Source organism: Ruegeria sp. E8 (genome assembly GCF_056533985.1).
The window spans coordinates 16159-27840 of record NZ_JBQFOY010000032.1 but is presented as its reverse complement, the minus strand read 5'-3'; the positions used below and the strand labels follow the sequence as shown (position 1 = coordinate 27840).

The 11682-nt window shown below is 55.4% G+C and carries 11 protein-coding genes; 10 read left to right on the top strand and 1 reads right to left on the bottom strand.

Annotation, left to right across the window (positions count from 1 at the left end; all coding sequences use genetic code 11):
* The 4 genes from ACR0LF_RS22620 to ACR0LF_RS22605 form a co-directional block, all read left to right on the top strand.
* Positions 1 to 209: hypothetical protein (locus ACR0LF_RS22620; protein WP_480856483.1), on the top strand; the 209-nt coding region annotated here is incomplete at its 5' end.
* 472 nt (positions 210 to 681) lie between these two features.
* Positions 682 to 1101 carry a ubiquitin-activating E1 family protein gene (locus ACR0LF_RS22615; protein WP_170609282.1) on the top strand — a complete coding sequence of 140 codons (420 nt, stop codon included), beginning with the start codon at positions 682 to 684 and terminating at the stop codon, positions 1099 to 1101.
* Positions 1098 to 2933, top strand: coding sequence for a relaxase/mobilization nuclease domain-containing protein (locus tag ACR0LF_RS22610; RefSeq protein ID WP_170609283.1), 1836 nt, complete (start codon positions 1098 to 1100; stop codon positions 2931 to 2933). Before ACR0LF_RS22615 ends, ACR0LF_RS22610 begins: the two co-directional genes overlap by 4 nt.
* A gap of 86 nt (positions 2934 to 3019) precedes the next feature.
* Complete coding sequence (locus ACR0LF_RS22605) at positions 3020 to 4057, top strand: hypothetical protein (RefSeq protein WP_170609284.1); 1038 nt, start codon at positions 3020 to 3022, stop codon at positions 4055 to 4057.
* A 281-nt stretch (positions 4058 to 4338) separates the two neighbouring features.
* Here ACR0LF_RS22605 and ACR0LF_RS22600 read toward each other — a convergent pair whose 3' ends face one another.
* Complete coding sequence (locus ACR0LF_RS22600; protein WP_170609285.1) at positions 4339 to 4764, bottom strand: MarR family winged helix-turn-helix transcriptional regulator; 426 nt, start codon at positions 4762 to 4764, stop codon at positions 4339 to 4341.
* A gap of 156 nt (positions 4765 to 4920) precedes the next feature.
* Between ACR0LF_RS22600 and ACR0LF_RS22595 the strand changes: the two genes are divergently transcribed.
* The 6 genes from ACR0LF_RS22595 (at position 4921) to ACR0LF_RS22570 (ending at position 11682) form a co-directional block, all read left to right on the top strand.
* Complete coding sequence (locus tag ACR0LF_RS22595) at positions 4921 to 5976, top strand: substrate-binding domain-containing protein (protein WP_480856482.1); 1056 nt, start codon at positions 4921 to 4923, stop codon at positions 5974 to 5976.
* A 133-nt stretch (positions 5977 to 6109) separates the two neighbouring features.
* Positions 6110 to 7711, top strand: coding sequence for a flotillin family protein (locus tag ACR0LF_RS22590; RefSeq protein WP_480582413.1), 1602 nt, complete (start codon positions 6110 to 6112; stop codon positions 7709 to 7711).
* A 51-nt stretch (positions 7712 to 7762) separates the two neighbouring features.
* Positions 7763 to 8983 (top strand): urea ABC transporter substrate-binding protein, encoded by a 1221-nt coding sequence (locus tag ACR0LF_RS22585; RefSeq protein ID WP_170609287.1) that lies wholly within the window; start codon positions 7763 to 7765, stop codon positions 8981 to 8983.
* Between the two features lie 86 nt (positions 8984 to 9069).
* On the top strand, positions 9070 to 9936 hold the full coding sequence (locus tag ACR0LF_RS22580; protein ID WP_170609288.1) for an ABC transporter permease subunit: 867 nt from the start codon (positions 9070 to 9072) through the stop codon (positions 9934 to 9936).
* Complete coding sequence (locus ACR0LF_RS22575) at positions 9936 to 10973, top strand: branched-chain amino acid ABC transporter permease (RefSeq protein ID WP_480582411.1); 1038 nt, start codon at positions 9936 to 9938, stop codon at positions 10971 to 10973. The genes ACR0LF_RS22580 and ACR0LF_RS22575 overlap by 1 nt, the downstream gene beginning before the upstream one ends.
* Positions 10966 to 11682, top strand: coding sequence for an ATP-binding cassette domain-containing protein (locus ACR0LF_RS22570; RefSeq protein WP_170609290.1), 717 nt, complete (start codon positions 10966 to 10968; stop codon positions 11680 to 11682). Before ACR0LF_RS22575 ends, ACR0LF_RS22570 begins: the two co-directional genes overlap by 8 nt.

The following is an 11682-nucleotide window of genomic DNA, read 5'->3' as shown; positions in this document are numbered from 1 at the left end:
ATCAAACAATGGCAACTCAAACTCTGAAACTGAACGTCAAGACCGGTGAAAAAGAAGGCAAGACTTTCTGGGATCGCTGCGGGGTTCTCTTTGTCAGTACCGATGAGGCTGGCAACATCACCTCGATCCAGGTCAAGCACAACATGTTCCCCGGCGTCGAGATGGTGGCCTTCCCAAAGCGGAACGATGACGAGCCCGTCACCGAATGACGAAAGGGCAGGGCGGCGCAAGCCGCCCTTTTCTTTGCTCCGGCCGAAGAGCCGGACGACATACGCGCCACCCGTGGCGCGCGGCCCAACGGCCGGGCAGGCGCACCGTCCGGCCGCAACGCGGCAGTTCGCACCCCTGCCACACCCGCCGCGCAGGCGGCGGGAAATGAGCGCGCTGAGGCGCGCGGAAAATGCCATATTGAACTTGAACGTGCCGGTATGTGACGGGCGCTGTTCGGGCAGCCCACGCGGTGCGTGATTGCCCTGCGCCAGTCCACCGGCACCCACGCCTGCTGTTTGGAAACGGGGCGGGACCCTTTTCCCGGCGTGGAGATTGCCTCCAAGAGCAAAACTGTTCCGAGGGCAATTTGAGAAAATACGGATTTCTAAAATCACCCCCGGTTTCCTCTTGGAGAGTATGATAGGATAAGGTAGTTGTGTTACAAACTGAAAATACAACCTGAGGTATACATTGAGCAAGCCCTCCGACACCACCGTCTTTTCAGTACGCTTGCCAGTGGATGCGCTGGAGCGTTTGGAGGCAGCTGTAAGTGTGCTGGGAGCCAAGAGCCGCAATCAAATCATCCAGCGTCTGATCTATCGCCTGATCGGTTATCTCGATCCTGACCCCGCTGTTGTCGATCTCTGGCAGAAGAACTTGCGGCAGGTTCAGGGCGGATACACCAACCTCAACCAGCTTGCGAAATCGGCCAAGCGCGGCACTGTGATCTGGACGGACGACGACCGCCGCGACGTCGAAAATCTCCATCGTGCGATCATCCAGCACCGGCAAGACTTGAAGGCGATGATCACAGCAGCGCGCCGGAACCGAGAACCAGAATCCGCCATTCGCCGGATCTTGCGTGATGACGATTGGGATGCCGCCGCATGAACGCTGCAACCCACGATCTGACAGCAGGTGACTTCTTAGAGCTTGCGTTCCGCGAAGCTCAGAAGGGTGTCGATCGTTCCAAACAGATCAATCAGCAGTTGCAGACCGCCAAGCGCATGAAGTTCATGGTTTCGCGGGCGTCGTCCATCAAGGCGCGGCTTGGTGCCGTGGTCGGAAAGCCCGAGGCGGTTGTAAAGCACGTCCGCAAAGGTGGTGTGAAAAACGCGCACGAGCTGCGCCGCCAGATCAACTATCTGACCGTCCGCGCAGAGGGTGTGTTGGACATTCGAGACAATGGCGTGACACCGCTCGATGCGGATCAGGTCAATGATTTGATCGAGACTTGGGCCGAGGATTTCAACGGGAAAACCAACTACGGTTACACCCGTCACATGATCGTTTCTTTCCCCGAAGGCACCTATCCGGATGCCGCTCATGAGGCCGGTTTGGAGTTCGCAGATCGGCTATTTGGCAGCGGTGATTTTGGCGATACCTGGGACTACCTGACTGTGTTCCACAACGACACTGACAACCCCCATGTCCACATCGTTGTGAACAACCGAGGCGTCGAACATGGGCAGTGGTTGGCTATGGGTATGAGCAGCGAAATGAACATCGACGTCCAGCGCTCTATCCAGGTCGAGGTTGCTGAGGAATACGGAATTGAGCTGACCGCAACGACCCGCCTTGAGCGCGGTTTGCGGCAGGAAGTCGAGACCGATACGTGGAAAGTTCAGGCCGGAATGTCGGTTGTCGAAAGCACTCCGGAAGTCGAAGTTACGGCCCGCGACATGGCCGCCGATGTGATGACTTTATCCATCGCAAGAATGTCGGATCTGTTTGATGAGCGCGCCAACGCCGTCAAAGACCGGATCGAAGAGTTTGCCATCAAGCTCGTTGAAGGAGAGGAACCTATGGTATCGAGAATGGAACATCTACTAGACCAAGCCCATCATTTTGATGATTACGGTGAGCCGGGAGACCCGTCTTATGTGTCCCCCGAAGTCATGAGCAACTTGCGGCGACACATCGAATTAGGCGGTTCTGAGGAAACAATCGCGCCCGAGCTGAAGGCCCAGGTTGTTGCCCATATCAGCGACGTTCGGGACAACGAACAGAGCCATCCGTATCTGTCTGCCCTTGCTGATATTGTCCATGACAAGGAGTTCCAGGCGTCCGCTGATTATGCCCCGGCAGCACGCCGCTACGAGGTCTATATGCAGGACACCTTGGGCGAGGGGGCCTATGAGGACTTCCAGACTCAGACCAAAGAATTGCTGCAATCCATCGACAAGATGGAAGGTCTTGCCCGTGAGGTTGACGACCTTCATTTGCGTGTCGCAATGGATATTCAGATTGGCGAGCTGAAGGGCGACGTTGCGGATCTGCGCACCAACGATCCGGACCTTCAAGCCTTCATCATCGAGGACCGGCGCTATTCAACGACGATGGGAATGGGCACCGCCGAAATGGATGTCTTGGATTATCCAGAGGCCGACAAGTGGGCGGCGATCCGCAAGGAAGTCACCGACACGGCCAGCAGCTACGGCCTTGATGGCGAGGCGTTCGTTGCCCGCTTTGGCGACCATCACAACGTCACTTTTGGCACTACAATGGGATGGCGCAGCGACGACATTTCGACCGCCGCAGCCCACTTCCAGGCTCAAGGATTGTCGGACAGCCACGACCGGGCAGAGGCCGTTGTTGACGAGCTGCACCAGCTTGCTTCTTCCAGGATCATCGCAATCTCAGAAGAACTTTCAGACGTTCACGCCCACGCAACGCACCCGCTCTTGCAAGGGCGCGGTGACGATGACGGTCACAGCCTATAGGACTTCACCCGGTCTGCCTGATGAGTGCGCCAACGCCGTAGGCAGATCCATCAAAGAGTTATCCATCAACTCGCAAAGGACAAACTATGGTTTCGCGTACAGACTATCTTTTGAACGAAGTCGAACACTTCGCACCCTATTCCCAATTCGATCAATCCGCCCCGCGCGAGGATCGCGTTTCAGAGCAGATCGACATCATCAAGAAAGAACAGCAGGCGATGGGCTTTGATCGTGCAGCCATCGCTTCAAAGAGCTTCGACATCGAGGACCAGGCCAACCGCCGTGTTGACGAACACACGGCGCAACAAAATCTGGTCGAAGAACTGAAAATCGAATTGGAGGCTGCGGAGCGGTCAGGGGAGCCGGTTGATCTGAACGATATGCAGGCTTTGGTTTCTCAGCACATGAACGATGCTCAGGAATACGACCTGTATCATCCCTACTATTCGTCCCTTGCGGATCTGTCCGGCGACAAAGGTTTTCAGGATTCCGATGACTACCAGTCTCCCGGTGATCGCTATGTTCAGTATATGCAATCCGCTTTAGGGCAGGCCGGTTTCGAGAACTACGAACAACAGACCAAAGACATTGTGAACTCCATCAAAAACATGGAGGCGCTTGCCCGAGAGGTTGAAGATCCGCACTTGCACGCCGCAATGGACGTGCAGATCGGAGAGCTGAAGGGCGATGTTGCCGAGCTGCGCCCATACGACACCGACCTGCAGGCGTACACTGTTGCAGACGACAGTTACACCACATCCATGAATGCGACCGAGCTGGACAATCTGGACCCATCCGAGGCCGAAAAATGGCTGGCTGTGCGTGATGACATTGTGGCGACCGCCAACAGCTTCGGTCTCGACGGTAACACCTTCCTGGCCCGCTACAACGATCATGACAGCGTTTCAGTCGGCACAACGGCGACTTGGAAAGGCGCGGATATTTCTTCCGCTGCGGCCCACTTCAACAGCCAAGGCGTTCCGGACAGCTACGAGCGGGCCGAGGCCGTTGTCGGTGAGCTGCACCAAGTTTCATCCAGCAAGATTGCCGCTGTGGTGCAGGAGATTGCCCATACCCGCGAACAGGCCACCCACGTTCATGAAGATGATGGTCACAGCCTTTAACGACGGAAGACATTATAGATTATTGTTCGCGCTGGTGAATGTGTTGCCGGGAACAGCGAGACCACCGGGTTGGAGTAATGTGGGGTCTGTTCCGATTGGGACGGACTCTTATCGTTGGACATTCCGGGCTTTCGCTGCACCACGTTTGAATAGGCAAGAAGCGGACAAAGCTGCCACATGTGTGGCTTCGGCATAGGGCCGCTTTCTCGAATAAAAGCAGCCCTATGGAGTCGGCTCGAAGTACAGTCATGCCAACTGGAACTGACCTTGCGATACAAGCGCTATTGAACCACGCCGCGCAGTAGCTCAATGAGCTTGTCAGCCTCTTCCTTCCCAAGCAGGGATTGGTATTCCGCGTCCTGTGCCTGCACTTCTTGTCTGATCTGTAGCATACGTTTTTTGCCAAGCGCCGTGGGAAGTACGTTGATTTGTCGTTGATCAGCCTGAGCCACTTGCCGATGCACCAGACCGTCTGAAACCATACGGTCCACCAGCTTGGTCAACGTCGGTGGGTTCATCAAGACGACCTCGGCGAGTTGCCCCATGGTCAACCGCTTGCCCGCCTCCAGCGTTTCCAGAATCCGCCACGCTTCAATCTGAATTCCGTGCTGTTTCAGGCGTGTATTCAAGGAAGCAGACATCTTTCGATGTGCCGCGGCCAGGGCATAAGAAAGATAATCCTGAATTGATCCTGGGCTCGTTTCCATTGGGGCACCTGTCGTTGTCAGTCTGAAATTATTTGACTTGGAAAGTAAAATCAATTGGTATGTAGCGGTCCCGACACGACTGGAAAGGGCAAAGCTGATTTGACGACGCTTTTGGCTGTACCAACTGAACTTGAGGAACTGCGCGATGATCCGCTGTTGCGCGGCAAGGGAACGTATCGGATTGCCCTGCTTATCCCCCTTTGCGGTGCTGCGGGACTTTGGGCGCCCTCTTGTATTTCAAGCGCCCAGGTCGCGGTTGAGGAGTTGAACCGGGCAAACGGCATAGATGGCCGCAAAGTGCAGCTTATTATGATAGACGCCGCGATGGAGGCGAGCATTTCCATCGAAGAGACCGTGAATGACCTGATCGAAACCGAGTCGATTGACGCAATTGTCGGGATGCATCTCAGTTCGGTCCGGCATCGGCTCAGCAAGATTGTGCGTCAGCGCGTTCCTTATATCTACACCCCACTTTATGAAGGTGGGGAACGGACGGATGGATTGTTTGCCATCGGGGAAACGCCTGAGGAACAACTTGGTCCTTCGATGGAGCACCTGCAGCGAGAATATCGACCCCGAAGCTGGGCCTTGATTGGCAACGACTACGTCTGGCCCAGAACGTCGCACAATTATGCCAAGGCCAAACTTAGGGAGATGTCAGTTGGTTTGGCTTATGAAAAATACCTCCCCTTTGGTCTGAAGAGCATGAGCCAATCCGTTGAAGATATTTCCAGATCAGGGGCAGAGGCGGTACTGATCTCTTTGGTTGGTCAGGATGCGGTCACGTTCAATCGGGCATTTGGCAAGGCAAAATTGCACGACAGGATGGTCCGTTTGTCTTGCGCTCTTGATGAGAATGGTTTGCTTGGATGCGGGGCAAGCAACAGCCGGCGCATGTTCGCCGCGTCTTCGTATTTTGGCGGGCTTCCAACAGAAGCAAATGCCGCGTTCAAGGAAAAGTACTATCGGGTGCATGGGGATCAGGCTCCGGTCTTGAACACATTGGGGCAATCCACCTACGAAGGCGTTCATTTTCTGGCCGGATTAATACAAAGACACGCGAAGGTATGGCGTGAACATAGTGTCTCGGATGCCCTGCCCGTGATTCATCGAAGTGGGCGCAAACAGTCGTCAACAAACAAGAGCGAACGGGCGCCTATCTACCTTGCTCGCGCTGATGGATTGCGACTTGAGGTCATAAAAGAATTATAAATCAGCAAATTACGTGAAATAATTTCCAATTCAAATAATTTACTTGAAATGGAAAACAAATTCTCCCACGCTTTGGCAAGCGAATGGATCGCAGACCACAGGTCTGACGATTGGTCAAATGGGGAGAATTGCCTTGGCTTGGGTCATCACGCTGGTTCTGCTGGCAGTCATCGCGCTGATCGCGATCTGGTTTTTGCAAAGATACTACGCAAAAGCGACGCTGGACACAGCGCTGGTGAGAACCGGATTTAGAGGCCGCCGCATTGTCACCGACGGTGGTTGCCTGTCTCTTCCCATTTTGCATCAGGTTCAAAAAGTGTCGATGGGGGCGCTTACGTTCAGCATCAACCGTGAGGGCCGCGATGCTGTCCTGACGCGTGACAAGATGCGCGCAGATGTGCAGTTCGAATTCGAGCTTCGTGTTGCACCGACCGATGAAGGTATCTCAACGGCGGCCCAATCGTTGGGATCGCGTATCGCTCGCGGGGGCGAGACCGTGAAGGATGTTTTTGCAGGTTCGCTTGTGGATGCCATCCAACGCGCAGCGGCGGCTCGGTCACTGGAAGAAATTCACCTGGATCGCTCGGGTTTTTCCAAAGATGTGGCAGACGCTATCGAAACTCAGGCGGCGAAACTGGGGCTGACATTAGTTTCGGCTTCGCTGATTGCCGTTGATCAGAGCGATTTGAGCCAGTGGAATGAAAATAACGCGTTCAACGCGCAAGGTATGCGTCAATTGGCTGAACTGGTCGCGGATCAGCGCAAAGAACGTGTTCGCATCGAATCCGAGGCCGAGGTTGCCGTTCGCGAAAGTCATCTGGCCCAGCACCAGCGGCAGCTTGAATTGCAACGCGCGGAACGGGAAGCCGAAATCGCGCAGCAGGAACATTTGGCCAAGCTCGAAGCTGACGCCAAATCCCGCGAGGACAGAGCGCGCGATGAAGCCAAACTTGCAAGCGAAACCACCCGAATCGAAAACGAAAAGCGGGTGAAGGCGACGCAGGTTGAAAGTGATGAGGCACTGCGCAAGGCCGAAATGACGGCCATTCGCGTCCTCGAAGAAGAAAAGATCGACAACGACATTATGATCGCCCGAAAGCGTGCTGCGGAAGCCGAAGCGCGCGCGGAAGAGGAAGAAGCCCGGGCCAAAGTGATATTGGCGGCCGAAAGCGTTCAAGCGCAAAAAGAGCGTGCCATCGCCGAGCGTGAACGGGAAATAGCCCGCCTGAAACAGGAAAAAGAGCTTGAGCTTGAAGCGGCCAGAGTCAAGAGCGATGTCGAAACGCTGCTTGAGAAGGCCAAGGCTGATGCCGCCGCGAAAACCAAGGCCAGCGAAGCTGAGCGTGCGCGCATGGAGGCCGAAGCCGCTGGCCGCATTGCCTTAAATCAGGCTGAAAACACGCTTGGTGAAGCGGTGATCCGGATGCGTCTGGAAGAGCGCAAACTCGACCGTTTGCCGGAAATCATGACGCAAATGATGAAACCGGTTGAAAAGATCGACTCGATCAAGATCAACCAGATCTCTGGCGCGGGCGGCGGCAATGGCTCTGGCGCGGGAGAAGGGGTCGATGGCGCATTTGGAGCGGCCATGGATCAGATCCTGGGCATGGCTGTGCGTCTGCCCGCGATGAAGCAGATGGGCGAGGAAATCGGGCTTGATTTTGATGCCAATCTTGCAGGCCGGACTGCCGACTACGCCAACAGGATCAAGGACAAACCAAAGAACGACAAGTGACGGAAAAGCCGTCCAACATCCAACAGGATTGACATCAGGGAGGAAACTGAAATGTCACTGAACCGACGCAATTTTCTGGCCAGCACGGCGGCTCTTGCAGGTGCTTCGATACTACCCCGCGTGGCGATGGCCGCAGATACGATCAAGCTGGGCTCGATCCTTGATACCTCTGGTATTTTCGATGCTTATGGCAAACCTATGGACATGGCGTTGCGTCTGGCTGTGGACGAGATCAACGCCGATGGCGGACTACTGGGCAAGCAGGTCGAAGTCGTGGCTTATGACACCCAGTCCGACATGGCGCTTTATTCGCAATATGGCCAGCAATTGACCCGCCAGGACGAGGTTGACGTTGTACATGGCGGCATTTTGTCGGCCTCGCGAGAAGCAATCCGCCAGACAATGCGCAAGACCAAAACGCCTTATTTCTACAATGTGCTTTACGAAGGCGGCGTCTGCGACCGGAACATCTTTATCAACGGCGTAACACCAGCACAGCAGGTTGAGGCACTTGTCCCCTACGCCATGGGCAAGTCCGGCAAGAAGGTTTACATTCTCGCCGCCGACTATAACTACGGTCAGATCACTGCGCGCTGGATTCAGAAATTCGTGGCCGATAATGGCGGTGAGACGGTGGGCGTCGATTTCTTCCCGCTGGATGTCAGCGACTTTGGGTCCACCATCGCGAAAATTCAATCTGTAGGTCCCGATCTAGTGATTGCCCCGCTTGTAGGCGGTGCACATCTGTCGTTCTTCCGTCAGTGGGCTGCCGCTGGCATGAAAGACCGCATTCCGTTGGCTTCGACCACTTTGGGTGTAGGCAATGAACACAAGGTTCTGACGCCGGAAGAAGGCAACGGGATCATGGTCGCATACAACTACAGCCAGGAACTGGATACACCCGCGAACAACGCCTTCAAAGATAAGTGGGCTGCTGCCTATGGCGATAGCAACCTGATCCACGAGATCGCGGTATCGAATTATCAAGGTGTGATGACCTGGGCCGAAGCCGTGCGCCAAGCGGGTTCGATGGATCGTGATGCGTTGATTACGGCGCTGGAAACCGGGCTGTCGATTGATGGACCGGCGGGCAAGGTCTCGGTCGATCCGAAAACGCACCATGCAGTGCTGGATGTTCACATCATGGAAATTGAAGACCAGGGCATGAAGGTGATCGAAACGCTGCCGCAGCGCCAGCCGATCGATACGCAGGCTGTGTGCGATCTGTCAGCCAACCCGGATGACAACACGCAGTACGAAATCGAAATCTGAGCTCGGCCAGAATTCGGCGAGGCGGCAATGTCGCCCCGCACGCCCATTGTCGGGCCAACTTGTCCTTCCAACGGAAACGCATTCTCATGGACTTAACCGTCGTCATTCTTGTCGAAATGCTCTACGCGGTCGCCTCGCTGATCCTGATCAGCGCCGGGCTCGCGGTTGTGTTCGGCATGATGAAAGTGATCAACCTCGCCCATGGCGAATTCATGATGATGGGCGGGTACGCGACCATCACCGCCGTAAACCTCGGTGTGAACATTTTCGTGGCTATGTTGATTATTGCGCCCCTTGTCGTCGGTCTGATCGGGCTTGTGGTCGAACGGCTGGTTATCCGCCACCTTTACGGACGGCTGGTCGATACGATGTTGGCGACCTGGGGTTTGAGTTTGTTCTTCATTGGTCTTGCCACCATGATTTTTGGCAATACAACGACCGGAATCTCGACGCCGATCCCAGGCTTTGCCATCGGGAACTATCAGATCAACGGCTACAACTTCTTCATCATTGTTGTCGCAATTCTTCTGCTGATCGGGATGCTTGTGATCCTGAGGGCCACGCGCGCCGGGCTGATTGCGCGCGGCGCGATGCAGCGCTCGGACATGGCGGCGGCATTGGGTTACAGCCCTGATCGCATTTACATGGCGACGTTCTTTTGCGGCTCTGCCCTCTCCGGATTGGCCGGGGCCGTTCTGGCACCTCTGGTTGGCCTCGTGCCGACATCTGGTGGGGCATATATTGCTAAGGCTTTCATCACCGTGATCGCAGGCGGGCCATCCTTGATCGCAGGTCTCTTCTCAAGCGCTGGTTTCTTCGGCGTGGTGAACCAGATATTCACCTTCGCCATTTCGCCGGTGATCGGTGAAGTTGCTCTGCTGGTCGCAGCAGTCGTCCTGCTTCGCCTGCTGCCACAAGGCGTTACCGGCAAGTTCTTCAAGGGGAAGCTGTGATGCATGGAAGCCTGTCAAAAGACACCATTACGATCATCCTCGTCACGGCGTTTCTGATCTGGGTGATGCCTTTGATTATCACCACGTACACACTGACCGTTCTGATCGTCTATGGCATGTTGGCCCTGAGCCTTGGCCTGATCTGGGGCTTCGGCGGCATCCTCTGCTTTGGCCAAGCCGCGTTTTTTGGGCTGGGCGCCTACACCTATGCTGTCGCAGCCATAAACATCGGTGAAAGTACCGTTCCGATGCTTCTTGCCGTTTTCGTCCCGGCAGCATTCGCTGCTCTACTGGGCGCAATGATGTTCTACGGGCGACTGACGGACGTCTATCTTGGTGTCATTACGCTGGTCGTGACATTGATCCTGTTCAAGTTCGTCAACTCCACGGCCGGACCGCAATATGTGATTGGAAACGCCCGGCTGGGCGGCTTCAACGGCATTCCTGGTTTTCAGACATTGAACATCCCCGGCCGTCCGGACGACTACATCTGGGGGGAAGGCTATTTCTATGTTTGTGCCGTTTTGCTTGGGCTGGTGTTCTTCCTTATTTCGGCTTTGTTGAGATCCAGCTTTGGGCGCATCGCCGTCGGCATTCGCGAAAATGAAACCCGCATGTCTCTTATGGGCTATGACGTGCGGGCCAGAAAAACTGTCCTGTTTGCCGCCGGGGCAGCCATTGCCGGATTGGCCGGTGCGCTGTTCGCGAACTGGGCCGAAATTGTAACCCCCAGTCTGTTTTCCCTTGGTCAATCGGCCGAGATTATCATCTGGTGCATCGTTGGCGGGCTGGGTACGCGCTTGGGCCCGATCCTTGGTGCCGCCGGATTGGCCTATCTGAAGTTCCTTCTGGGACAACAAACGTTGGTGGATAACACACTGATCACAGGTCTGATTTTAGTCCTGTTCGTCCTCTTCCTGCCAAAAGGCGTCGTTCCAGCTTTGGCGGGTCTTTGGAAAGTGAGTTTTGGTCGCCGCCCATTGGGCCGTATTCATCAGCAACGCCGCATGAGGAACAGAGGCCGAGTCAATGGTTGAAACAGTTCTCGAAACTCATGGGCTTACTATGCGCTTTGGCGGTGTGGTCGCGTCAGACAACGTTGATTTCAAACTCCGCGCACGCGAGCTGCGTTGCCTGATCGGACCAAACGGGGCTGGCAAATCCACGTTCTTCAAATGCGTGACCGGGTTGCAAACGCCGACAGAAGGCGAAGTTTATATGCGTGGGGTGGAAACCACTCACTGGATGCCGCATCAAATCGCCTCGTTGGGTGTGGGCATCAAGACGCAAACACCCAATGTCATGGACAGCCTCAGCGTGTTCGAAAACATCTGGCTTGCGGCGCGGCGGTTTCACGATCCCCGGGATGCCAACCGGAAGACACAGGACATCATCGAACGTCTCGCCCTCGGCTCGATTGCCCGGGACGATCTCGGGCGGCTGGCTCATGGCGAGCGACAACGCGTTGAGCTAGGCCTTGTCGCTGTCGGAGATCCCTGGCTGGTGCTTCTGGACGAACCTGCAGCTGGCATGAGCGCCGAAGATGTCGAACGGATGACAGAGATCATTCATGAGCTGAACAAGACTGCTGCGATCATCATCGTCGAGCACGACATGCAGTTCATTCGATCAATTGCCGAGATGGTGACGGTGTTTCACCAGGGAAAGGTCTTGATGGAAGATCACGTTGATCGCGTCATGTCCGATCCCACCGTGCGCAACGTCTATCTTGGAAAGAAGGCCTGA

Excerpts from the sequence above, each read along its gene's own strand:
- ACR0LF_RS22605 (WP_170609284.1), top strand. The coding sequence starts at position 3,020 with ATGGTTTCGCGTACAGACTATCTTTTGAACGAAGTCGAACACTTCGCA.
- ACR0LF_RS22580 (WP_170609288.1), top strand. The coding sequence starts at position 9,070 with ATGGACTTAACCGTCGTCATTCTTGTCGAAATGCTCTACGCGGTCGCC.
- ACR0LF_RS22600 (WP_170609285.1), bottom strand. The coding sequence starts at position 4,764 with ATGGAAACGAGCCCAGGATCAATTCAGGATTATCTTTCTTATGCCCTG.
- ACR0LF_RS22575 (WP_480582411.1), top strand. The coding sequence starts at position 9,936 with ATGCATGGAAGCCTGTCAAAAGACACCATTACGATCATCCTCGTCACG.
- ACR0LF_RS22610 (WP_170609283.1), top strand. The coding sequence starts at position 1,098 with ATGAACGCTGCAACCCACGATCTGACAGCAGGTGACTTCTTAGAGCTT.
- ACR0LF_RS22585 (WP_170609287.1), top strand. The coding sequence starts at position 7,763 with ATGTCACTGAACCGACGCAATTTTCTGGCCAGCACGGCGGCTCTTGCA.
- ACR0LF_RS22570 (WP_170609290.1), top strand. The coding sequence starts at position 10,966 with ATGGTTGAAACAGTTCTCGAAACTCATGGGCTTACTATGCGCTTTGGC.